This window comes from Photobacterium carnosum (assembly GCF_021236965.1).
Classification (GTDB): Bacteria; Pseudomonadota; Gammaproteobacteria; order Enterobacterales; family Vibrionaceae; genus Photobacterium; species Photobacterium carnosum.
Map to the genome: position 1 here is coordinate 58,452 of NZ_WMDN01000001.1, position 24,855 is coordinate 83,306.

Genomic DNA, 24,855 nt, shown 5'->3' on the forward strand with positions numbered 1-24,855 from the left:
TATTATTAAAGAGAAATATTACCGACGTATGGTTGCTCGCACTGTAATCGCAGTTAGACCAATATAATAAATAGCAATTAATACCGCAGGTAGCGCATCACGATCAAATGCAGAATGAACGGCAAATAAGCAGTAACTGATAATAATCGCCGGAATAATATACATGCTGTTATTACGTGGATATAGGTCAAAGACCAAAAATAATTTATGAATGCCGGCTAATACTAGCGGCAACGTTATCATCAAAAACCACAACATAACTAATCTCTTTGAAAAGGAAATACCTTTAATTATTATTAAAACAGCCTATTTAATAAGTTAAATATTTGATCGAATAGCTAAGCAATATTTATCCTCTACTTTAGATAGAATTAAACTATCAAAGCCATCAACAATCAAATCGGCCTCTGCTAAATCAACTGCATCATGACTGGTAAGAAGAGCTATGGTATAGCAACCAGCCGTCTTGGCGGATTTTATTCCTACAGGAGAATCTTCAAAAGCGACACATTGTTCAGGAGACACGTTTAACATCTTCGCCGCGACCAAAAATGGTTCAGGTTCGGGTTTACCTTTACTCACTTCCTCGGCACATACCATCACTGGGGGCAGTTCAAAACCAGCCGCATGTAAACTGGTAGATGCTATATTTCTAGGACCACTGGTTGCAATGGCCCATGAACCTTGATCTAATTTAGAAACGAACTCCAGTGCACCAGGGATTGCAGTCGCTTTCTTCATTTCATTAACAGCAATCGATTTAACAACTAATATCTGCTCGTCATTAGCAATGACGCTATTCACACATCTTAATGTTTCTTCAATTTTTCGACCATGAATATGCTGTTGTACTAAAGAAAAATCGATACCAACACCCTTCGCCCATGTTTTCCAAATGTTATCAATAACGGTTTCTGTATCAACCAACGTCGCATCTACATCAAAAATAAAACAATCGAATTTAATCATTCACATCATCTCCTTAATTTCATTGAAGAACACATTACCGATTAAACCTTACAAGGTAAATATCTGATGCCAACTCATGTAATCAACCTAGTGATCAATCATGGCGACGTTAACGACTTATATTCAAAAAATGAACTAATATAATAAAGTAATAAGCATCGTCATTCTAAAATAGAATACATATTATCTGAATAATAAGGGAGCAAATAACAGTCAAAAAGTAATTATTTACACTCATTCTTATCATTATGTGATTAATATCTCAGACGTTTACCCCTTTGGTAGATATAACCCATACACAACCCATTCAATAATTAAGGAACGACTATGAATAACGTTGCCAGTCTTATTTATGACACTCTAATAGACCTATCGAAGAATGCACCAGAACAACATTCAGAAATTTGCCAAAACCTATATAACCAGTTAGATCTGCCATTAGACAAGCAACTAAGCTTATACTCAAATGCCCTTGGCCCAGCAAGCTCAGGGATACTTGAAAATAATGCAGATTTTAACAACACTTTGAATATCGCAATTAGGGGTCTTGGACTATCTGAAAAATAAATACCAATTAGCGGGCTATGGTATTTCGTAGACCGCTAAAACTAACAAACACTTAATTATGGACAGCCATATATTTTCATCTTAGTTGTGGACAGCCAAATGTTTTAACTCTTAAATAGATATTAATTATGGACAGCCATATAATTTCATCTTAGTTGTGGACTATCTTAGTTGTGGACAGCCAAATATTTTAGTTATTAAATAGCGCTCATCAAAAGTAAACCATTCCACCAGCAATAAACTCTCAAATCTAAAATTTACAGTTTATTATTTATAATTCTTTGTTAAATCAGTCCTATTCCCATATTTCAGGATCAACAACGCCCACAATCCTGATGGTTATTGCAGTATGTTCATCTAATTATAAGAAGCTCTGTTTAATTAGGGTGTAACTGATGACTCGCCGACTTTCCTTTGCACCAATGTCCACCAATATGTTGTTTGAATGCACACATTCGGGACCATCTACCACTTACATTGGCATAATGTTCCATAAATTGTTCACTGTGCTCAAGCCAAGCATCTGGTGTTATTCCCATTTGCTGTAAAATCTTGGGTTGATTAGGTGCAATAAAGCCTTTTTTATCATTTCGAATACAGCGACCAGTCCAGTCAATTAGTTCAAGATAATCGGCAAAAGCAAAGTTTATACCTGCTTTTTTAGCTTGATGTTCAGCACCGACAAAAGGTAATAATTGAAAATGATTTTTATTTGATGGTGATCGTTTAGCGGAGGCTTTCAGTTGCTGATATTCACGAATACGTTGCTGAATTGAAGTAAAATCTGACTGCTCTAGTGAAGGTGTAATGCCAGCCCTAATAGGATTTAAATCAACATACATCATGCAAGATAATAACGCTTGTTCATCTAGCAAAGCTTGAGACTTAAATCGCCCTTCCCAAAACGCCCCTTTGCATTGATCTTCTTTATTCGATTTTCGCGCTATTTCTTCATTAAGACAACGCATAAACCAGCTAATACTGCCTAATCGTTGTTGCCATTCAGCCACTAAATTTGATAATGCTTGTTGTTTATCTATCGCTATTTGCCCATCTTTTAAAAAATCGACAGCAATAGGATGGCCGCTAAATAACTGTAACCAACGTGATATCACTTCTTCTGGGGTTAGCTTTTGTTGTTGTTCAATATCTATTTTAAGCACTAGGTGATAATGATTACTCATCACAGCATAAGCACAAACATCAATACAAAATACAGCGGCTAATTGCTTGATTTTATTTACTATCCAACCGCGACGGTGCTGATAGTTTTTACCGTTATACGGATCATCCCCACACAGATAAGCACGACGCACACAGCGATTAATTACATGATAAAAAGGTGTAATTTGAGGCTCTATCAATTTTCGTCTTGAAATTGTCATTCGCTTCACCATAAGCAACTTGAAGATTAAGTGTAGTAGCTCATGGTTGATGTGCAAGGTTATGCCTGTCCCTTGTTTTTTTCTTGTTTTTTTTAAAAAGTTATGGCTGTCCATTTATTTTTTCATTACTGGTAACAATAAATGAATACATAATCCATGCGGTTGACGATTTTTAGCACTAACAGCGCCATTCATCACCGTCATTGCCTCTTTAACAATGGCTAAACCAAGACCATAACCACCAGATTGTTTATCGCGTGCACCTTCAATACGAGTAAAGGGATAAAATATTCGTTTTAAATGTTGTTCAGCAATACCAAAACCATCATCTTCTACGCTTAATTGTACAAATTGTTGCCCGTCGACAACCACCAGCGATGAAATCAAGTGAATATGTGCATTTTCTCCTGCATATTTAATCGCATTGGTAAGTAAGTTATTCACAGCTCGCAAAATTAAACGAGTATCCCCCATGACGAATGGCAGATTATTATCAATATCGGTAGTAAAGGTTTGTTGTGTACCCAATAATGCCTCAATATTAGGAATAGTCGTTAAGCACAAACTCTCAACATCAATGGGAATTAAATTAGCGTTATCAGTTATATTTTGAAGCTGATTAAATTCTAAAATTTCACTAACCAATTGATTCATTTCTTCAGCTTCACGTTCTAATCGATCAACAAGATGGTGGTGCTCAGACGCAACCCGTTTTCTTATTAAATGTAATGATAAATTATGCCGAGCTAATGGGGTACGCAGCTCATGTGATACATCACGAATTAAGCGTCGTTGACGTTCAGATAACATTTGAATTTTTTCTGCCATGTCATCAAAGTCAGTCGCAAGCGATTTAAATTCAAGGCTACTATCACTTACAGTATTTGCCACTCTTACTGAAAAATCACCACTAGCAAGACTACGGCTGGCCTCTCGTAAGGTATTTAGTGGTCGTTGTAAATAACGCGCAATAAGAAATGAAAACATTAATAGAATTAATGCGGCAATCACGACTTGAATTAATCCAAAATAAAATGAGAAATATTTGGCAGGATGTAATTGATATGGTAATTGCACCATTAATTGATTGCCCTCTTTTAACGGGATGGCAAATATAGGTTGATTAACACGAGAATCTAAAATGGAATTAATTCCACGAGCATAACTCAGTTTGAAAGCGAAATGAGGATGCATTTTTCTATCCCCCATTTCATGTTGATTTTTATCAATTACAAATAAATAATACGGCTGTTGCTTTTCCCATTGACCCAATTGTTGTTTACTACCTGAATCAATTAACTGTTGGGCTTGCTCTGCCATCACGAGCATCTTGTGTTGAACATTCTTTGGCACATGCAGCATCGTTTTAACTAATGCAATTTCAGCTAAATTTTGCAGTAATAATATTAATAATAAACTCACGGTAAAATACGAAAAAAGTCGTACCACCAAGCCATGTTGTTGATACTGCTTGTACCACACTTTACGCTGGGAAAGACTTTCCACAACAGATCCTTTAATTAATGATTGACGCATTCAGAATAGCTATAGCCTCTTCCTCGTACTGTTTTAATGTGTAATTTAGACATACCAGCCAGTACAATTTTACGACGTATATTACTGATATGCATATCAAGATTACGATCAAATGGACTTAATTCTTTTTTAAGCACTTGTTTTTGTAATTCAGCCTTCGATACTACAATGCCATCATTCTTGATTAAATATTCTAATAATTCCGCTTCAGTACTGGTTAATGGTAAACGTGACATTTCTGCCGCCATCTTTTCTTCACCAGAACGAATCATATGACGCTGACGCTCAAGCCCAACACGGCGCAAAATAGCACTAATACGTATCAATAATTCAGGTACTTTAAACGGTTTAGTAATGAAATGGTCTGCACCCGCTTGCAAACCATCAAGCATAGTCGCTTCGTCGCCCAATGCGGTTAACATTAAAATAGGGGTTGCAAATCGCTGGCAAATACGACGTGCAACTTGCATACCATCAAGGTTAGGCAGCATCACATCCAATAAGACTAAATCGACCCCTTTATTTTGTAAATATTCAATCGCTGACTCTCCACAATGAACACAACTGACATCATGGCCTTCATCTTCAAGCACTTCGGTTAGTAATTCACACAACTGTACATCATCATCAACAACTAATATTTTTGACACAATAAATCATCCAAAAGAAAACCATCGGCATAATAATATGCTTAACTTGTATATATCAACCATGTATCAACAATCATGTCATTACCTACACTATTGACCTGTTGGTTTAATCTTTCATTTAGCACGGCTAATTGGGTTGCTAAGCGGTGTTGTTTTTCAATCACAGCCAACATGCCATTTGCTCCTAATATGAGTTCATAAACGCGCTTTAATATCCTCTGAGATATCAATCAATGGTACGTTGAACAATTGAAAATAACATACCGCACGCTATGATTAAGAAATAAAACCATTATCAATAACAACCTCAATAATAGATAGCGGTCCAAGCTAATTATTTCATCTTCTAAAATAAAAGAATATCCATCATTTTAAAATATAGATCACACTATTTTACGCATAAATTCGCATATGGAATATCCATTCTATTGTTATAATATTTAATCCTATTAATGCATGATTTAACGTTTATGTTAGAAACAAATTTTCAACATTCATCTCAATATATATTTTTAGCGTTAACTTTATATTTTAAATATTAAACTTTATTTGAATGATGAATACATAAAACAAGCTTTCTGTTTAATCATTGAACTAAATCAATAAATTTAAAGTTATTAGTACATTTCAATTAACTATATATTGACTTTGCCAGAGGCTGCACCGAATCTGGCTTTAGCGAATTTCCCACAGAGTTATGCACAGCTTCTGTGGATAAATAGATTTTAGGGGATAAAATAATAAAACATTAAATTATTAGTTTTAAATATATTAAATACAAAATAAATAATAGGTAATAACTTGATATTAAAGATAAAAGACAAATAACAATAGTATCAATGACTTTTAATATTAAATAATCCAGTCCTATTCTTATTTTATTTATCATTTAAAATACATATATTGTTAAATATATGTAAGTTATACATTTATTTTCTGTCTTCTGTTCAAAGAAACAATAGGTATATAAATATCTTTTTATCTCACAATAAAAATAAATCATTAATCGTAATAATTTAATTTTTAAAAAATCAATCTATTGTTTAATATGCAAAAAAAATGGAAACTAGCTAAAAAACTAACTTCCACATTAATAATGTAACCATCAATGATTAGTACAACGTTAACTTATGGCTGAATCACTGATTTTTTCTTATTTAGTCCCTTAAACGTCTATAAAATGCAGCGGAACAAAGTAATAATAAGCCTATAAAGCCCAAACTACCGCCACTATCGCGATCTTTACCTATATTACAATTGTTCGCTGAAATGCTGTCATTGCATCCATCATCACCTGTGTCACCACCACCTGTGTCACCGCCACCTGTATCACCACCACCGGTATCACCACCACCTGTATCACCACCACCTGTATCACCGCCACCAGTGTCACCACCACCTGTGTCACCGCCACCTGTGTCACCGCCACCTGTGTCACCGCCACCTGTGTCACCGCCACCTGTGTCACCGCCATCTTGATCGCCGTATTTATCATTAAGAAAATCAGGAGGTGTTATAGGATATGTCGGCACTTTACTACTATTTTCAACAATCCAATCAGTATAGTTTCCTACACGAGCATAGAAACCTGGTCTAGTCATTGAACCGCAAACAGGGTTACCTGTCGTACCACCACTGACAATACCTACTTGTAACTGATTGCCCTCACTATCAATAACAAAAATAGGACCTCCGCTGTCACCATTACAAGCATCTGCACCAGTAAGATCGGCAATAACCACAGGAGGCAATGTACATAATTTAGTAATATTTGCTGGACTATCAATAATTAAGCCCGGATTATCATTAGACTCAATACGCTCATAACAAAGATTAATAGGGAAGAAACTCAACTTAGCCTGTTTAAGTGTTTTTGATGGTTTACTTCCCTCAATTGTCGTTGCTCCCCACCCTAAAACGGTAATATTTTCCGGACGATGGTCTGTAGGAATAGGATTATTGGCTTGTTCCCATTCTTGTTTTAGCTGTTCCTCAATCAACTGTGTTTGCGATAAGGTTGATAATGCAACTTTACCTAAACCAACAAACTTACGATTTACCCGAATTAGAGCAACATCGTTATCCAATGCCGAACTAACAATCTCAGTAATCACTTGATCATTAACTGTTGTCTCTTTTATCACAGCTACTGGACTATAAGCGGGGTGTATCACCACATGCGTAGCTGAAAATATATGTTTTTTTTGTGGATAGCTATTATTAAGTAACCCAGCAGTAATCGTAATATTAGACGGTGCTAATACTTCTGCGTTTTTATCACTTCCTGTTACCACGCAATGGGCTGCCGTTAATACCCACTGATCATTGATAATCGTCGCGCCACAAAAAGGGGTTTCTCCATCTTTATTATTGCGGAGTGATGCCATAAAATTTTCACTAACTGGAGTATTAGTATCAACATCACTACCACCAACGATGTAAGGTGAAACTGTTGTATCTGATGATGCACATACTGGCGTACTTATACTGGCGATAATAGCTAACATCAAAACACTATATTTATACTGGAACATCCTTTTCCCTTAAACTTAATAGTAATCGCGATAGTTTACTCTTAACATGTTGTAGGCACAGATCGAAACAAGCACACTGCGATAAGCTTCATTTTTTCATGTAACTGTAAAGAACATTACCTCATGTTTTATATAAGTCTCTGACACTCTCTTATATTAGTGAACACTGTATCTATATTGTTAAATATGAAACAACAACCGTGGTGTTACGTTAATAAAACAAAGCTGACTGGATATTAAACAGTCTGTTGTACTATAAATTTCGTGATCAGGGACATGTTTGCTTTTCTTCTGTATAATAGAACGGCATAATATTGGCACAATAAATCAATGGACAATTCCCATGACTATCGAACAAGCATTAAAAACGCGTAGTGAATCAAAATGTGAGCTATGTTCTTCTGAAAACAATCTAGCGGTATACGCTGTTCCTGCTTCTGAAGACAAGAGTGCAGGTTGTTGTGTACTTCTTTGTGATACTTGCCGTGGTCAGCTTGAAAACCCAGAAACAACTGACGAAAACCATTGGCGTGCCCTAAACGACACCATGTGGAGTCAAGTTCCTGCTGTTCAAGTAATGGTATATCGCCAGCTTAAGCGTCTTTCAACTAAAACTGATTGGGCAATGGATCTCGTTGACATGATGTATTTAGAAGATAACGTTAAAGAGTGGGCTGAAAAAGGTCTTGTTGAAGAAGAACAAGCTTCAATCCCTACTCGCGATGCAAATGGTGCAATCCTTCAAGCTGGTGATAGCGTAACTATCATTAAAGATCTACCAGTTAAAGGTTCAAGCATGGTTATCAAGCGTGGTACACCAGTACGTAACATCAGCTTGTCTGACAACCCACTTCACATCCAAGGTCGTGCTGACGGTGTGCAAATGGTGATCATCTCAGCGTTCACTAAGAAGTAATTCTTACTGTATTTGAGAATAAAGAAAGCCCCTGTTGATATTCTCAGCAGGGGCTTTCTTGTCTTCCTAATTTCTTTTATTTCAGACATTTAACGACAACGGTATTGGCTAATTTATCATGCCAGCCTTGCTTTCTTTTATCCCAACCAACCCACATTAAACCAAGTCCGAACGGTATCGTTGAGACAAAATAGCCTAAATAACGTATTACCGATTGTTTAATACTGGGTTTATTTCCCGTTTTAGCATCAACAATCTGGGCTTTAATCACCATTTTTCCTGGCGTTGCTGATTTATAAACCCAAAATAAAATCACGCCGATAAAAGGCAATAAATAGTTAATAATGACATCCATCGGTCCAATAATGAACACGTCAGTTTGTGGATGCATTTCACCATAAACAAGATACATTAATGGTGCACTAATCAACGCTACAATAGCAGTATCAATTAAACTGGCTAACACTCGCTGCCAAAAACCCACATATATAGGCATCATTTCTTTATTCATATCGAGAAAATTTCCTATTTATAATAAAATTAATTAATCGTTTACCTATTTTCCCATAAGGTGCATACAGATATTTAGTTGAACTTAACGCTGCTTGATGCATCACCGGACGCATTTTAGATAAGCGCTCAAATCCCTCTCGACCATGATAATGCCCCATTCCACTATGCCCTACACCGCCAAACGGTAAATCATCCTGCGCGACATGTAACATAACATCATTGATTGCAACCCCACCTGAACGTGTTTGGTCTAATACTTGCTGCTGCACCGCTTTATCATTACTGAATAAATACAGCGCTAATGGTCGTTCTCTGGCATTAATATAATCTAATGCTTGCTGTAAGGTTTTATAGGTAACAATTGGCAGTAATGGTCCAAATATTTCCCGCTGCATCACTATCATCGCATCGGTAGGCTGACAAACAAGTTGTAAGGGAAATTTACGTTGTTGCGGATCAAGCTTTGACTGAGGGATCAAATTAATAACCTTTGCACCCTGCTCAAGTGCATCTTGAACGGTATCGCATAAACGAGAAAAAGAAGCATCATTAATAATTGAGGTATAATCAGGATGCTGAATATCACTAAATCGCTTTACCATAATCGCTTGAGCTTGGCGAATAACCTCATCTTCTAATGCTTGTGGGATCAACAAATAATCAGGAGCGACACAGGTTTGACCGCTGTTATAAACCTTACCACCTAAGATACGTGATAATGCCGTTTTTATATCATAATCATCCGCCAAGATAACCGGAGATTTACCGCCAAGTTCTAACGTCACAGGCACTAAATGGGTTGCAGCAGCAGCCATAACAGCCTTACCAGTGGTCGTTGAGCCCGTAAAAATAAGGTGATCGAATTTTAATTGTGAGAAAGCAATCCCTGTTTGTCCTTCTTCAGCAATAATACAAATCTGTTCATTACTAAAATCAACCTCAAATAATTGTTGTAATAGCTGACATAGATGTTGAGAATTTTCTGACATTTTAACCATAACTCGATTACCAGCAGCAAGTGCCGCTACCATTGGAGCAATAGTCAAAAAAAGTGGATAGTTCCACGGTACAATAATGCCCACAACCCCTAATGGCTGTGGAATAACCCTGTTTTTTGCGGGTTTGAACCATAAAGAAGTATGTCGACGTTGAGGCTTCATCCATGCCTTAACATGTTTAATCGCATCATTTATCGATTCTAAAGACGTAAATATTTCTAATAATGCGGTTTCACTTGCAGAGCGACAACCAAAATCAGCCGCAATCGCTTCGTAAATCTGAGCTTGGTGCTGAATGATTAATTGTTTTACTTTTTTTAGGGCAGCGATACGATCTTCAACCATCGGCATCGGCTGCTGTATGAAAGCATCATATTGACGCTGACGATATTGTTCAAGTACCAATCTAGATTGATATTGGATCATGTTAACTTACCATAAATAACAATCAAATAATGGTATTAATATACCTATTCCTTCTGGGTTTTACACGGAACTTAAAGAGCACCATTAATAAAAAGCACGTCGAATAGTTGTTTTTTGTATTCGGCTCACACTACGAAATTCTTTGGGTGATAATTGAGTATGTCGCTTAAAAAATTTAGCAAGATTTGTCGCTTCATCAAAACCTAAATATTCCGCCATCTCATTTATGGATATATTACTATAAGCTAACAATCGTTTAATCTCTAAAATAACCCGTGAATCAATTAACTCTTTAGCAGTAAAACCCGTTAATGCTTTACATATATGATTGATTTTTTTAGGTGTACACCCTAATATATTCGTATAATCAGTCACTTGACGTGTTATTCGAAAATTCTCTTCTAATTGTTGTTTGAACTGTTTAATAATTATAAAATCTGGATGGTATTTTTCAGCTAATGTTGGATAAAATCGTACAATTTTTAGTAACAATACGCGTAATAAGCTCCGTAAAATTTCTTCTTTACATACGTCATCAGCAATGTTGTATTCTTGTATCAATAACTGCACATTAAGTATTAAATTTAATGCCTGTTGTTCAATTATATTATCTACATTAAGTGACATTGTAACATGATTATGATTTTCAAATAATTGTGTGATAACAGTACGATATTGATCTTTATCATCTGAAAAAATGAGATTTTCTGTAAAGGTAAAAATATAACCATCACTCTCATTGTTTAGTTCAAAATAATGAACTTGTGAAGGTTCTAATATAAACACACTTCCAGCTTTATAATGATATTTTTTAAAATCAATATAATGGTACCCTTCACCTTCAGTTATAATAATTAACGAATAAAAATGTAATCGATGTGGAATAGTAACCGGGAGAATTTCTGTTTTTAAACATAAAGATTTTAATGTACATAAAGTAAATTCGATATCTGAATCATGATTTCCTTTAAATGCCAAATTATCAATAATTTTCATACCAATATCTATATAATAAAATAATCATGCATTTTATATAAATAAAAGATTTTTCCTTTGATTGAAATTAATAAAATCACACTTATTTTAATTTGATCTCTAAGTTAACAATAAGATACAATAATAGTAACGGTAGTAATAATATTTTTATTACTACCGTTATCTACTCATAACTGGTTACCTACCACCCTTCAGCTTTTGATGACGCTGCATTTAATTCAGCTAAACGCTTATAATCAATTTTAGCATCACTTTTCGGTAATCGTTTTTCATTACTAAACACTTGATAGTAAGGCTTATTCTGTAATGACATTTGGGATATTTCTGTCATATTTTGGTAAATATGACCAAGAATCAAACAACTAGCACTGATATAAAACAATAGTGAAATATTAAGACGCATGGCGTTCACCTCGTTTTTTTTCTGTAAAACGAGTAGGCTTTACACTATTTTTAATCCATTTTTTCATAAATCGAATATATTCAATAAAGTGATGTACTGGACATAATGTTTGACACCATGGTTTATTAATAAATAAAGACGTTAGCACAATCAAAATAGTTAATACGAATATAAAATGCGTACCAATCATATTAAATGCCATTCCAAACGGTTCATAACTAAAAGAGGCCGAATTACGATAATATAAACCTAGAATTAAAGTAAACCATAATAGTCCCCTCGCAAACCAAATAAAGAAGTCATGTTTTGGTTTACATGCTTTTGCTTTATTTAATTTACCAATACATTCTTGCGTAGCACCGAAAGGACAAACAGTTGAACAATAAACATTTTTATTGGTTACTAATAAATAACCAATAGTTACCAACAACAACAATAAAGATGTATAACTGGCTATACCATCCAACCATGCACCTGATAATACAAAACCAAGTGTATTTGCCCCATAAGGTGCCGCAGCATAGAACCCTAAAACAATGATCGAAACTCCCATCATAATACGTTTAGCAATAATTTTATGAGGAAAGGCGGGACGATTAATAACAATGGCAATGATAAAGATTAACAATGCGATACCATCAATAATTTGCGGTAATATCAATGTCGATTCGGGCAATGTTAAAGGTAGCTTAAATACATTTATACCAATATTTTTTGCCGCTTGTATGATCGAGTGATTAATCGCATTACTAGTCAATGTTGCACCTGTAATCCCATCGAGTTGCTTTAGTTTGGCGACATTTTGATCAATGAAATTATCAATTAATCCATTACTAATAACTTCTTTAAGATACGATGGTGTTTCAGCACTTTGAATAATCGCTATACCACTAATCTGCTGTTTCTCGTTAACTTGTATTATTGTTTGTAGCATACCACCATAGCCAACACTTTCAGCTCGCCCAACCCAAAGTAAAGAGTCTGTTAAATTACTCTTTACAGCCGTTTTTTTAGGTTTGGCAGCCCAAACATCATGCTGTAATTCATTAAATAACATCGGTTGCTGAACGACTTGCATTAACTGTGTTGTGATATGATCTTGTTGCCGTAAACTGCCCAGCCCCCATGCTAATACAAGGCCTAATAGTGTCACTATCGCAAGTGTTTTTTCCAAGATATTCCGTTGTGATTTATTCATAAAACGCCCTTGTTTTATTTCACTTTAATTATAATTTCTGACAGCTTGGGATCTGTAAATGTTGTCGAATAGTATTCAATTCTTGCTCATAACGACTATAAGCAAGAGGATTAATTCCCACTAAGAAATAAAAACAACTTTCAGCCTCTCTATACCGTTGAAGTGCAAATAGCGCTTCAAATTTCAAACAGCAACACTCACTATCATAAGGTTCTATGGTATTCAAAAATTCAATATCGGCTAAAGCTAAGTCATAATTCTTTAACTTCATTAATACTTCAGCACGAACTTGATATAACTCAATCTCATTAGGCGTTTTATTTATTGCACTATTTAAATGATAAATAGCAGAATCATCATCACCCAGTTGTTTATAAATAATTCCGATTGTTTTATCTAATTCAGGGTGATTTTCGTGCAAAATTATTGTGTTTTTCAATGTTAATAATGCCGTTTGTGGCTGTTTAATCGCAAGATAACATTTACTGAGATTAATCCAACTACCTATATTATCAGGCGCAAGGATTGTTGCTTTTTCAAACAATGGGATAGCTTGTTCAAAATTTTCTAATTGATAATAAGTGATGCCTTTATTGTGCCATGCTCCAGGTAAATCAGGACGGCAAGCAATAGCATCATCAAACGCTTTTAGCGCTAATGCATGCTTGCCTAATTTCATATATTCATTGGCTAAATAAAAATAGGCTTGATGATCCTCTGTTGCAATTAACGCCACAGTTTGGAAACACTCAGCGGCAGCTTCTGGCATACCCATAGCTGACATCGCTAACCCACGAAGCAACATTAATTGGTTATCATCCTTACGTTGTTGCCCGCGTCCAATACACGATAATGCTGATTCAGCTAAGCCTAATTGAATCAAACCTCGAATAAATTGTTTTTGTTGGGCCATCGTAGAAAATTGATTACCTAATCCATTAATGTCATTCTCAGTGAGCCAATGATTAATCTCTGTTTGTAATGCTTGATGCTCTAACCAACTGAATAAATTAACATCTTGATGTACTTGAGATTCAAAGACACGAACAGATAATAATTGATCAGCGTGTAAGGATACTGCTGCTACTACAGCAGCACCATCTAAAGGCTGTTTAAAAACCTCAAGACATAATTGACAGAGATCCATTATTTTTTGGTATGTTTTGGGGGAAAGTTGCATAATTTTCTCAATATAAATAGCAAAAGAAGAGCGTTAACCACCCTCCTTTTTTAAACACAATAACTATTGCACTTGACGATCACGCAGCCAAATTAAAAAAGCAGCAAGACTAAAGCCAATAATCACTAAACCTGTACCCACAACACCGAGAAAATACCAACCCGCATTGCCTTCATTTTCACCTAATAATGTGAATGCACCAGCAATGGTTAACAAGAAAGAAAACCACCAGCCAATGACGGCAGACCACTTCCAACCATTCATTTTTAATCGTAATGATTTCGCCCAATAACGCGCATTCCAAAACAAGAAAAGCTGTAACGCACCCAATCCCATCCAAAATAATGGGTCTAAAATAGTTGCTTGTGGAAACATTAGAATCCCTCCCCATTACCATCGTATTGCCATGTTTTATCTACAGTAAAATAGTTTTCAGTCCGCATCCATTTGGGTGGTTGATGATAACTTGCAAGATGACCACCGTTCCAATCCCCGTGATACGCTTCAGCTTCGGGGTAATAAAACATATTATGTTGCATTGCTAATAACGCTTTACGTGTTAACCCTGTTTTATCGCGAGGATCAGCTTCACGGACAATGGTGTGGATCCAGTTATTTTTACGCGTATAAGGACAGACTGAAATACATGCTCGACATCCCATGGCCCCTGGTGTTGGGCCACTTTGCCACATTCGATAACAACTATCTTGATTGAAATCGTAACGTTTAAAACCACGAATCACCGTATCAGGATCATCGGATAATGAGATCGATCCTGAGGGACAACTGGTTGCACATATTTTACAATCACGACAAAAATGTTGCATACCAAGATCAACTGGCATATCAATCTCTAAATCAATTTCAGTAACAAGCGCAGCTAAACGGACATTAGTACCTAATTCAGGGGTCATCAATGTACCATTACGGCTAGCTTCACCCAGTCCAGCCATAACGCCTAGAGGAGGGATTGTCATTTCATAATCATTACCAGGAACCTGACAACGAGAGGCATAACCTAATTCACCTAAAAATATTTGTAGTTTTCCAATCGCTAAACGACATTTATGATAAGCATCATAAGACGTTGAATAACCAATCGCGGAATACATCGGATCCCAGTTCATCGGAATACCAATAACAACAATTGACTTCCAGTGTTTAGGTATTTCATCGCCCCACGAGTCAACGCCACGCATCATATTTTTAAATATAAATTCTTCATGAACACCAGTAATACCCACGAGGCTAGCACCAAATTGATGTGCCATCGTTTTAATAAGTTCTGATGCATGTGTAGGCGATTTAAATTCCAGTTTTTTGCGTTCTTTATCTACAAAATAATAATCTGCGACTTCAGGTGGACCTTCAGGTTTAATGGGGAAATTAACCGGATGTTTATGGGTTCCGTATGCGGCTTTTTCATGTGCGGCATCATATGCCCAACCAATGGCTAATTGATCACGAATACGCTCAATGTTCTGTTCACGAATGTCGTTTTCTCTAAAAGCCCTTAACATCTCATCAAAGCGGTCAGGTATATCTTTGTAATACTCACGAATTCGCACATCAGGAAAGGTTTCAATCCCCATATCAGGGGTCCAACCAGAGATAAATGCATCACGGAAACACCCGGTTCGATTAAAAAGATGTGATGCCCACTCAGGGCGTTCAATTGTACCTACAACACGAAATGTTGGCGGATAATCAACCACAAAAGGCGTACGATCAAAAAACATATCTTTACCTTCTTCGGTTCGTCCCCAACCTACATAACTATCAGGATCTCGTCCCAATTGAAAACCAGCACCCGCTGCGGCTCCAACAGATACCGTCGCAGCAGCAGCCCCTGTAAATTTAAGAAAATTACGTCGAGATAAGCTTTCCGGTGGAGGCGTATTTGAATGGTCATCTTTCATTAAGTAAACGTCCTAAGATATGTTGCAATTTATTGCTCTAGGATATTTATTAACTAAATTGTCAACAGGTTATTTATGGACAGAAACCGATACAAATGTGACGTTTCATAACCTAACATCACACTATTTAGATAAAAATGGTGCTAATTTATCATTTAGTCGAATTTGCACTAAACTTAATCACATTAAGGACGGAATTTTTCGGAGGGATAAAATGACGCTACCAATACTTTACACATTACGTCAATGCCCCTATGCCATTAGAGCGCGGTTAGGTCTACGCCTAGCCGAACAAGAGATAGACATACGTGACATTTCACTCACAGACAAGCCCGCGGAGATGCTTGCCATTACCCCTAAAGGTACCGTTCCGCTATTAGTATTAAGTAATGGTGATTATATTGATGAAAGTTTATCTATTATGGTGTGGGCGTTAAATCAGCATGATCCGCACAATTTATTATTAGCCGATAGTACGCATTTGTTCACAGATATGATCAATCTTATTGCACGTAATGATTGTAAATACATTGCAGCATTAGAACATTACAAAGCCGATATTCGATATCATAATTCAGATAGTATGATCTACCGTAATTTATGTCAGTCGTTTCTTGATGATCTTGAACTAAGATTAAATAAACACCGCTTTTTTATGTGTGATCATCCCAGTTTAGCCGACTACGCTATTTTACCCTTTATTCGTCAATTTTCTCATGTTGAACGGCAGTGGTTTCGCCACGCGCCCTACCCTAAATTAAAAGCTTGGCTAGAGCAGCATTACCAAGATCCTATCTTTTCACAAGTCATGAAAAAGAAAACATTATGGCAATCAGAGGCTTCAACGCCATCATCTTATTACGAAACAGTATAACCTTACTAACATGCAACCATTAATATAAATCCCCCAGACAACATTGCGCTCTCTGGGGGATGAAAATTACTTATTACGACTCGAAAGGTATTCATCCTGAAGCATATACATACGTTTAACGTCAGTATATTGGCCGTCAATAAAGATCTCTTTAACTAAATGACCTTCTTCAATAAAACCACATTCTTCATATAAATAAATGGCTTTTTCATTTGCTGTTGCTACATGCAAATAGACTTTATGTAGATTCAAAATAGTAAAGGCGTAATTCAACGCACGATTAATTAGTGCGCGCGCATAACCATTACCTTGAAAATCAGGCGCAATAATAATCTGAAATTCTGCACTGCGGTGAATACTGTTAATTTCAACTAATTCAACCAGACCAATTGACTCTTTATCATTATTTTCAGCAATAAAACGTCGCTCAGTGCTGTCGTGAATATGCTTACGGTACAACTCTTCTAGCTCATAAAATGATTCATACGGCTCTTCAAACCAATATGACATAATGGCGCGGTTATTGTTTAGTTGATGAATAAAACGTAAATCAGTTTGTTCTAAAGCACGAAGACGAATTTCATTATTCATTATGGTTATCCATTCCCTAAAAATTACTATTCTAAAATAATATACAGCTGAACTTATTAATAACTAGAAAATATCACTAAACCATAAAAATAAAAGACGAAAAATGTAAAATTTTACGTCAAAATATTGAAAACAAAGCTACTTGCTCATTCTACGTTCTAATAAGTCAATGAATCGTCTCACCTTTGCTGATAAATGCTTACGGCTAGGATAAACCACATACACATTCACTAATGTCTTATCAAACTCAGGAAACAATATCGTTAACTCACCACGTTGTAACTGTGATTCGATATAAAACGTTGGTACATGGCAGATCCCCATGCCATCAACGGCCATCGCGACCGTCATCGGCGTATTGTTACATCGTAACTTTTGTTGAACATCAACATTAAAAACTTTATTTTCTGCATCTGTATATTGCCAACGATCGGCATGTTTTAAATTACTGTAGCAAAGACAATAATGGTGTTGTAATTCAGAAGGATGCTTTGGAAAACCATGTTGTCGTAAATATTCAGGCGATGCCACGGTATGAATATTACAACTAAATAACCGCTTACAAATTAAACTTGATTCCGCTAACGTCGCTGAAGCACGAATAACAAGATCATATCCATCAGCAACAACATCGACCGTCTTATCACTTAAATCAATATCTAACTGCATGTCTGGGTATAGCGTTAAATATTCACTAAATACCTGTTGTAAATATTGAGAACCCAACCACACCGGACAACTTATTTTAAGTAAACCTTTCGGATTCAAGCTATTTTGCGACATCAATCCAAGCGCTTGTTCTGCATCCATAACCAACTGCAAACACTCTTGGTAATACACGTCTCCTTCTGGGGTTAGCGCAACTGATCGCGTTGTACGATTCAGCAACCGTACACCGAGTCGAGATTCAAGCTTATTAATCTCTTTGCTTATATAAGAATTCGAATGCCCTAAAACCTCAGCAGCGGCACCAAAGCCACCGCTTTTGATAACTTGAACAAAAACGACGATACCATCAAATAATTTATTATTAGTCATATGGAAACAGTTAAAACACTTTTAAGGCATTAATTATATTTGGTTATTAATATACACTTAATTCACGCAATCAAGGCATTTATTACTTTTTCCTAATTACCCATAAAAACGTAGCGTACGTTATAAAGGATCCCAAATGAAATTACTTACTTTTGCAGCAAGCAATAGCCGTCAATCAATTAATAAACACATTGCTACGTATGTTGCATCATTAGCAACAGGGGCTGATATTGATGTTTTAGATATTAACGATTTTGAAATGCCGCTTTATAGTATTGATCGTGAAACAGAAACAGGTATTCCCACGCTAGCACAAGACTTCTTAAATCGTATTACTCAAGCCGATGCTGTCATTATCTCTTTTGCAGAACATAATGGCTCATACACCGCCGCATATAAAAACCTGTTTGATTGGGCGTCACGCATCGAACCTAAAGTTTACCAAAACAAACCAATGCTATTACTTGCCACATCACCAGGCCCTGGTGGTGCGAGTAGTGTTTTAGCAACGGCGGTTAATTCAGCGCCTTATTTCAATGGCGATGTAAAGGCATCACTCTCTATTCCAAGTTTTTATGATAATTTTGATCTTGGTATTGGAAAAATAACCAATAGTGACATCAACACCGCATTAATAAATATCGTTAATAACTTAACCAATAATAAATAGCACTTCATCTTATTTTGATCTTAGTTCCAGAGTTATTAATTACCTTATATTACATACGTATTAATTGCAGGAAAGTGCTATAGCGATCACTATTATTAATGAATCTATCAGTATACTTCAGCATTATTAGGTGGGTGTAATAGTCAAAATTCCAATGACATTACACCTATTGCCAACGATGTCACTATCGCAACATTTAATCTTTCGTTTGATCGTAACAGTTTTGAACAACTGGTTGATGAAATGCAAACATCACCAGCAGAGCAACAAACAGCAGCACTTACTGGCTTCCAAGATAATTATTTATCCATTGGACAACATCACTCTATTTATAGTTAAGCGTCTTTTTATTTAAAATAAACTTGGCTGAAAATTTTGTGTTGAAACCAACAGATCAATAGAACTAATCCCTTCACAATGGACAATCCATGCCATGTTGCTACGTGGAAACTCTTTTGCAATCGACTTCTTAAGTTGTTTCAGTAAGCTTGCTCTATTAAGGGTCAATGTTTGAGAATTAAAACCAAATTGCTTAAACACAAAATATTCTGCATCTTGTTTTAATACCACTATACCGCGATCTTTTTTAAAGGTTCTGGCCTCTATTGCTTCTCCAGCCCCCAGAGTAGATAACGCACATTGAAAAGTCTGAAACAATTGAGATATATGAACTTTAGCCACCACTAACCTATCTTCACTTATAATCTTAATGACATATCATAGAACGTTATGACTACGACACTCCATTCAATTACAGTTAACGTAAATATAAATAAGACTGACATTATAATTATTCCATTTATATATAAGTAATTATCCACCATCATCACAGTTGTTATCATTAATCAGCAACGATATAATTTACAGCTTATTTTCTCACGAGACTCATCAACCATGTCACGCATTAGCCGATTTTTTTATGACCATTGGACGCTTATTAGTGTCTTGATCCTTGCCTTAATTACTGTCTTATCTTTAACCCCTCAAGCTGAATTACCTGTCGTGTCAGGATCAGATAAAACCCACCACTTTATTGCTTATGCCACATTAATGTTTGCCGTTGCTTTTGTTAAACCGAAACAATGGCAATGGATCGCTGTCTTTTTCTTTTGTTGGAGTGGTGCGATTGAATTAATTCAACCTTATGTTAATCGCTATGGTGAATGGCTTGATCTTGCAGCCAATACAGGAGGGTTAATCAGTGGTTTTATTCTTGCTAGAATAATGGCGTATATTTGCAAGAAAACCAGTTAACGGTTGATGCTGAATAAAAGCTTTTATTATTCTCTGCCTACTTATTAACAATGATAATGGTTATTTACGCTTATGTTGACTATATAGCTCCAATAATGGTTTTTAAACTATCTTAAACAATAAAAACAGTATCATATAGGCTGATAATTCATCATTTTCAAGTAAAGAACAGCATTAGAATTAAATATAAGATTACTATTTTCAACACTCTAATTTATTATTACTCACAAAATTACAAAAAAAAACATTTCAATCAAATAGTTATATAGTACCACATACTTTTTAAAAAAAGTCAAAAGTAATGCTTATGATTCATTAACTTGTATTACTTAAAAAATGCGAGCAATATCCAAAAATTATATCTAACTGGAATATGATGTTTCTATGTATATCGTCATAATACAAAATGACATAACGAGACGGATACTCAGATAGCATAGTAATAGCTAATTTGTTAACTTAATGTTTTTACAATCAACAACAAAACAAATAAAGCATTACACTAAAGTAATGTGGGGGAAAAAAATGAATCCTGAAGATAAACAGTTTGCTGTTATTGGCCTCGGTCGCTTTGGTATGTCTCTGTGTGCAGAGTTAAGCGAGCGTGGAGCACAAGTATTAGCTATTGATATAAATGAAACCTGTGTACGTCAAGCCGCAGATATTGCCACTCAAGCTGTCGTTGCTGACTGTTCAAATGAAGCGACAATAGCAGAGCTTAAACTTGACGATTATGATTTAGTCATGGTCGCGATTGGTGATGATATCAATGCCAACATATTAACAACCCTATTATTAAAAGATGCCGGTGTAAAAACCGTCTGGGTCAAAGCCAAAGATAACCCACATTGTAAAATCCTTTCGAAAATTGGCGCAGATAAAATCATAAGACCAGAGCTTGATATGGGTATTCGTATTGCACGTAACATGCTAGACAAACGTGTATTTGAATTTTCAGAGCTAGGCAGTGGTATCTCATTAGCTGAAGTTGTTGTTACAGCTCGTAACATGGGTAAACCTATCGCTAAACACCCGTGTGCAAATAGCGATCAAACACAAGTATTAGCACTTAAACGTGGTCCTGAAGTACGTAAGGCACCGGATATGGATATGGAAATGCAAGTTGGTGATATCCTTATTATTACAGGTCCTGAAGATGTACTATCAGAAACGTTAAGAAAGTTATGAGTTTTATCCCTAATCGGACAATGTATGTCCCAATAAAAACAAATAAGCGCGATAAACGGTGGTCTGAGCCAAAAATTATCATCTTTAGCTTTTTAGCTATATTGATCCCTGGCGCTATTTTATTAACGTTACCCGTTTTTTCTGTTTCAGGGTTAAATTTTGTCGATGCACTTTTTACGGCGACATCAGCAATCAGTGTAACAGGACTTGGTGTTGTTGATACGGGTACTCACTTTTCCACCAGTGGTAAAGTGTTATTAATGATCCTAATGCAGATCGGTGGCCTTGGGCAGATGACCTTATCTGCTGTTTTGTTATATATGTTTGGCCTCCGTGTTAGCCTACGCCAACAATCGCTAACAAAAGAGCAACTCGGGCAAGAAAAATTCATTAATATTCGCTTACTCGTCAAACACATAATTATCTTTGTGATTACCTGTGAGTTAATTGGTACCTTTTTCCTATCGTTACGTTGGGTGCCAATGATGGGATGGGATAAAGGGCTTTTTACCGCCGTTTTCCACTCAATATCCGCCTTTAATAATGCCGGTTTTTCATTATTTTCTGATAATTTGACCCAGTATGTTGATGATCCCTTAGTGATTATTACTGTCGCTATGCTGTTTATCTTCGGTGGTTTAGGTTTTACAGTTATTTCAGATTTACACCGTAATTTACATCGGGGATTTCATTTTTTATCATTGCATTCAAAAATAATGATTATCGCCACACCGATATTATTATTCGCCGGCACAATAATGATTTGGCTACTTGAACACGATAATATGCAAACGCTTGGCAGCTTAAATACATCAGGTCAATGGCTTGCGGCATTCTTCCAATCAGCAACAGTGCGTACTGCGGGATTTAATAGTGTCAACATTGGTGCTTTTACAGAACCTGGTTTATTAGTACTGATGTTATTAATGCTCATTGGTGCAGGTCCAACATCAACAGGTGGTGGTATTAAAGTGTCTACCTTTGTTGTTGCTATTTTAGCTACGTGGTCATTTTTAAAACAACGTGATCGGGTTGTACTTTTTAAGCGTACAATCTCAAATCAAACGGTAACAAAATCATTAGCTATTATTGTGGTCAGTGGCATTGTTTTATTAATCGCGATGTTTGCATTAATGCTAACAGAGAAAGCACCGTTCTATGAGGTGATGTTTGAAACCATTTCAGCCTTTGCAACTGTTGGTGTTACTGCAGGTTTAACGGCAACGTTATCTGAGCCGGGTAAGTATATTATCATCGTAGTAATGATTATTGGCCGTCTTGGTCCACTAACACTGGCTTATATGTTAGCGCGTCCAAAACCAACATTACTGCGTTATCCTGAAGATAACGTGTCGACAGGTTGATCCATACCGCATTAGGGCTATTACCCAATAAAATCGGTACTCAATAGAAAGGCGTGTTTCCTAATCAAAGAAACACGCCTTTTTATTTACTCATCATTCATTATCGAGAAATATCTGCAACTAAATGATCATCAAATCCTGCGGCAACTAAGTACTCATAAGCTTGCCATACCGCCGTTGGAACAACTTGCTCAGTTGAAAAACCTAATGCTGGATAGTAACGAATGCGCTGCAAATCCCCCACCATCACATTGACCATATCACCGTAGCTAATCACATCATTCGCAAACTCATCAAAGGTTAATGGCGGAGATGTTACTTGTGCCGTTTTACTTGACCATAATTTTTCAAATGTGGCAAGAGTGCGACGTTCCATAAATGGCTTTTGCACTAAGATAAACCGTTGAGGATCAAGATTTTTTTCCATGAGTAATTCACGGGTTTTGATTATGTTGTCGCCAGTATTTGTGGCGAAAGGTTCAACATGAATACATTCACTCGGAACACCCATTTCACAGGCAATATTGGCAAAATGTTCCGCTTCAGAGCATGGGAATAATCCTTGTGTAATTTCACCAACATTGCCAGAAAATACAATATAAGGAGCATAACCTTGCAAAAAAAGCTGAGCGGCATATTCTGCGACTCGAATATCATTACTACACAGTACAAACAAACAATCACTTTTTACTAATGGTTGATGTAATAAATGATAATCCCAAACAATTTTAGCTGAACGATAAATTCCTGACGACATAAACAATCCCTTTGTATCAATATATTACTTAAAAAACATATACTATTAAAATAACTGACCTATAAAATATAACGTTAAATACTGTCTTTCAATAACAAAAAATTAAAACAATAATTTGTAAATTGCTAATATGATAAATATTAATCTCATAATAAATCGTATTTTAATATACCTTAAACAACATACACCAATATATTACATATCAACAATGATAGTTTTTCAGAACACCATAAAAAAACAAAAAGCCATTTTAAAAATAAAAAAAGTGGAGCAAGTTTACACTTACTCCACCCATTCAATTATCGCTATTTATCGCTAGCAATTAACGCTGCCACCATTCAGGTAAAATCGCAATGCTAGTACCATGTTGATCGCTTAACCACGCTTGCTCACTCTCAATCGTCAACTGTAACTGCATTGAACGCTCAACCAATGTTTCTAAGCATTTCAGTTCTTCATCGCGAATAAAGACCACAGAGACATTCTTTAAAGCACTAATTTTAGTTTTATTTGCTTGCCACCATACAGGTGCAGCATGATCGCCATAAGCATATACAATCACTTTTTTAGCACGATGCGATGCCTTACGAATACGTTTTTCATCAGGCAGACCCAACTCAACCCATAATTCAATTTCATCAACCAGATTTTTAGTCCATAAATCAGGTTCTTCTGCAGAACTTACACCCTTCGTAAATTGTAAATCAGTGTCTGCATTTAATCCCCAAGCAAGCACTCGCAGCATAAAGCGTTGTAATGTTTCTGATGGGTGGCAAGCAACAGTATGCTGACCATCAAGATAAACATGGCGATCCATGTCTGCTACGTTCATATTTACTTTATATATAGTGGCACTAATCGCCATCGGTAACCCTTTAATTTATTACTAAATAACCGCGTAGGCATATAGACAACTTACCTACACAAAA

The 24,855-nt window shown here is 36.0% G+C and carries 27 protein-coding genes; 7 read left to right on the forward strand and 20 right to left on the reverse strand.

Annotated elements, in window-relative coordinates:
• Nucleotides 1-18 precede the first annotated feature (18 nt).
• A complete protein-coding gene (locus GLP24_RS00275; protein ID WP_045040989.1) occupies nt 19-258 on the reverse strand; it encodes a hypothetical protein in 240 nt (79 codons plus the stop codon).
• A gap of 60 nt (nt 259-318) precedes the next feature.
• Complete coding sequence (locus tag GLP24_RS00280; RefSeq protein ID WP_232615335.1) at nt 319-969, reverse strand: HAD-IA family hydrolase; 651 nt, start codon at nt 967-969, stop codon at nt 319-321.
• A 327-nt stretch (nt 970-1,296) separates the two neighbouring features.
• Here GLP24_RS00280 and GLP24_RS00285 point away from each other — a divergent pair, with 327 nt between their 5' ends.
• Nucleotides 1,297-1,536: a PAS factor family protein gene (locus GLP24_RS00285; protein WP_101769133.1), complete on the forward strand. Its 240-nt coding sequence runs from the start codon at nt 1,297-1,299 to the stop codon at nt 1,534-1,536.
• Nucleotides 1,537-1,913: 377 nt separating this feature from the next.
• Here GLP24_RS00285 and GLP24_RS00290 read toward each other — a convergent pair whose 3' ends face one another.
• The 5 genes from GLP24_RS00290 to GLP24_RS00305 all read right to left on the reverse strand — a co-directional run bounded on the left by GLP24_RS00290 (nt 1,914) and on the right by GLP24_RS00305 (nt 7,641).
• Complete coding sequence (locus GLP24_RS00290; protein ID WP_232615336.1) at nt 1,914-2,921, reverse strand: transposase; 1,008 nt, start codon at nt 2,919-2,921, stop codon at nt 1,914-1,916.
• A 114-nt stretch (nt 2,922-3,035) separates the two neighbouring features.
• Nucleotides 3,036-4,427 carry a sensor histidine kinase gene (locus tag GLP24_RS00295; protein ID WP_232615337.1) on the reverse strand — a complete coding sequence of 464 codons (1,392 nt, stop codon included), beginning with the start codon at nt 4,425-4,427 and terminating at the stop codon, nt 3,036-3,038.
• A 14-nt stretch (nt 4,428-4,441) separates the two neighbouring features.
• On the reverse strand, nt 4,442-5,107 hold the full coding sequence (locus tag GLP24_RS00300) for a response regulator transcription factor (protein ID WP_101769130.1): 666 nt from the start codon (nt 5,105-5,107) through the stop codon (nt 4,442-4,444).
• 41 nt (nt 5,108-5,148) lie between these two features.
• Nucleotides 5,149-5,280, reverse strand: a complete 132-nt coding sequence (locus GLP24_RS19800; RefSeq protein WP_269154920.1) for a hypothetical protein — start codon at nt 5,278-5,280, stop codon at nt 5,149-5,151.
• Nucleotides 5,281-6,264: 984 nt separating this feature from the next.
• A complete protein-coding gene (locus tag GLP24_RS00305) occupies nt 6,265-7,641 on the reverse strand; it encodes a trypsin-like serine protease (RefSeq protein WP_232615338.1) in 1,377 nt (458 codons plus the stop codon).
• A gap of 343 nt (nt 7,642-7,984) precedes the next feature.
• Between GLP24_RS00305 and GLP24_RS00310 the strand changes: the two genes are divergently transcribed.
• Nucleotides 7,985-8,557 (forward strand): PhnA domain-containing protein, encoded by a 573-nt coding sequence (locus GLP24_RS00310; RefSeq protein ID WP_101769128.1) that lies wholly within the window; start codon nt 7,985-7,987, stop codon nt 8,555-8,557.
• Nucleotides 8,558-8,633: 76 nt separating this feature from the next.
• Here the strand turns inward: GLP24_RS00310 and GLP24_RS00315 are convergent, their stop codons facing one another.
• From GLP24_RS00315 to GLP24_RS00350, 8 genes are all read right to left on the reverse strand, one after another.
• Nucleotides 8,634-9,068 (reverse strand): RDD family protein, encoded by a 435-nt coding sequence (locus GLP24_RS00315; protein ID WP_152653648.1) that lies wholly within the window; start codon nt 9,066-9,068, stop codon nt 8,634-8,636.
• Nucleotides 9,061-10,494 (reverse strand): coniferyl aldehyde dehydrogenase, encoded by a 1,434-nt coding sequence (locus GLP24_RS00320; RefSeq protein WP_232615339.1) that lies wholly within the window; start codon nt 10,492-10,494, stop codon nt 9,061-9,063. The genes GLP24_RS00315 and GLP24_RS00320 overlap by 8 nt, the downstream gene beginning before the upstream one ends.
• An 84-nt stretch (nt 10,495-10,578) precedes the next feature.
• On the reverse strand, nt 10,579-11,490 hold the full coding sequence (locus GLP24_RS00325; protein ID WP_232576923.1) for a helix-turn-helix domain-containing protein: 912 nt from the start codon (nt 11,488-11,490) through the stop codon (nt 10,579-10,581).
• A 181-nt stretch (nt 11,491-11,671) separates the two neighbouring features.
• The gene (locus GLP24_RS00330) at nt 11,672-11,893 is read right to left on the reverse strand and encodes a hypothetical protein (protein ID WP_232576924.1); all 222 of its coding nucleotides are present in this window, start codon (nt 11,891-11,893) and stop codon (nt 11,672-11,674) included.
• A complete protein-coding gene (locus tag GLP24_RS00335) occupies nt 11,883-13,091 on the reverse strand; it encodes an FMN-binding protein (protein ID WP_232615340.1) in 1,209 nt (402 codons plus the stop codon). The genes GLP24_RS00330 and GLP24_RS00335 overlap by 11 nt, the downstream gene beginning before the upstream one ends.
• Before the next feature lie 28 nt (nt 13,092-13,119).
• Entirely contained in the window at nt 13,120-14,271 is a 1,152-nt protein-coding gene (locus GLP24_RS00340) for a tetratricopeptide repeat protein (RefSeq protein ID WP_232615341.1), read from the reverse strand.
• A 63-nt stretch (nt 14,272-14,334) separates the two neighbouring features.
• On the reverse strand, nt 14,335-14,646 hold the full coding sequence (locus GLP24_RS00345) for a hypothetical protein (protein WP_045038087.1): 312 nt from the start codon (nt 14,644-14,646) through the stop codon (nt 14,335-14,337).
• Complete coding sequence (locus GLP24_RS00350) at nt 14,646-16,190, reverse strand: 4Fe-4S dicluster domain-containing protein (protein ID WP_045038086.1); 1,545 nt, start codon at nt 16,188-16,190, stop codon at nt 14,646-14,648. The genes GLP24_RS00345 and GLP24_RS00350 overlap by 1 nt, the downstream gene beginning before the upstream one ends.
• 214 nt (nt 16,191-16,404) lie before the next feature.
• Between GLP24_RS00350 and GLP24_RS00355 the strand changes: the two genes are divergently transcribed.
• Nucleotides 16,405-17,064: a glutathione S-transferase gene (locus tag GLP24_RS00355; RefSeq protein ID WP_152653646.1), complete on the forward strand. Its 660-nt coding sequence runs from the start codon at nt 16,405-16,407 to the stop codon at nt 17,062-17,064.
• Nucleotides 17,065-17,130: 66 nt separating this feature from the next.
• On the opposite strand, the gene speG is transcribed toward GLP24_RS00355, so the two are convergent.
• On the reverse strand, nt 17,131-17,655 hold the full coding sequence (gene speG / locus GLP24_RS00360; protein WP_045038084.1) for a spermidine N1-acetyltransferase: 525 nt from the start codon (nt 17,653-17,655) through the stop codon (nt 17,131-17,133).
• A gap of 138 nt (nt 17,656-17,793) precedes the next feature.
• Nucleotides 17,794-18,693 (reverse strand): LysR family transcriptional regulator, encoded by a 900-nt coding sequence (locus GLP24_RS00365; protein WP_101769124.1) that lies wholly within the window; start codon nt 18,691-18,693, stop codon nt 17,794-17,796.
• 136 nt (nt 18,694-18,829) lie between these two features.
• Here GLP24_RS00365 and GLP24_RS00370 point away from each other — a divergent pair, with 136 nt between their 5' ends.
• Nucleotides 18,830-19,363, forward strand: coding sequence for an NADPH-dependent FMN reductase (locus GLP24_RS00370; protein WP_232615342.1), 534 nt, complete (start codon nt 18,830-18,832; stop codon nt 19,361-19,363).
• Nucleotides 19,364-19,714: 351 nt separating this feature from the next.
• On the opposite strand, the gene GLP24_RS00375 is transcribed toward GLP24_RS00370, so the two are convergent.
• On the reverse strand, nt 19,715-20,044 hold the full coding sequence (locus GLP24_RS00375; RefSeq protein WP_144043161.1) for a hypothetical protein: 330 nt from the start codon (nt 20,042-20,044) through the stop codon (nt 19,715-19,717).
• Between the two features lie 213 nt (nt 20,045-20,257).
• On the opposite strand from GLP24_RS00375, the gene GLP24_RS00380 reads away from it, so the two are divergent.
• The 3 genes from GLP24_RS00380 to GLP24_RS00390 all read left to right on the forward strand — a co-directional run bounded on the left by GLP24_RS00380 (nt 20,258) and on the right by GLP24_RS00390 (nt 23,169).
• Nucleotides 20,258-20,617, forward strand: coding sequence for a VanZ family protein (locus tag GLP24_RS00380; RefSeq protein WP_232576930.1), 360 nt, complete (start codon nt 20,258-20,260; stop codon nt 20,615-20,617).
• Nucleotides 20,618-21,142: 525 nt separating this feature from the next.
• Entirely contained in the window at nt 21,143-21,805 is a 663-nt protein-coding gene (locus GLP24_RS00385) for a potassium channel family protein (RefSeq protein ID WP_167388550.1), read from the forward strand.
• Complete coding sequence (locus GLP24_RS00390; protein WP_101769119.1) at nt 21,802-23,169, forward strand: TrkH family potassium uptake protein; 1,368 nt, start codon at nt 21,802-21,804, stop codon at nt 23,167-23,169. The genes GLP24_RS00385 and GLP24_RS00390 overlap by 4 nt, the downstream gene beginning before the upstream one ends.
• Before the next feature lie 100 nt (nt 23,170-23,269).
• Here GLP24_RS00390 and GLP24_RS00395 read toward each other — a convergent pair whose 3' ends face one another.
• A complete protein-coding gene (locus GLP24_RS00395; protein ID WP_232574586.1) occupies nt 23,270-23,926 on the reverse strand; it encodes a YdcF family protein in 657 nt (218 codons plus the stop codon).
• Nucleotides 23,927-24,248: 322 nt separating this feature from the next.
• Nucleotides 24,249-24,791, reverse strand: coding sequence for a YaeQ family protein (locus GLP24_RS00400; RefSeq protein ID WP_045038076.1), 543 nt, complete (start codon nt 24,789-24,791; stop codon nt 24,249-24,251).
• Nucleotides 24,792-24,855: the final 64 nt, after the last annotated feature.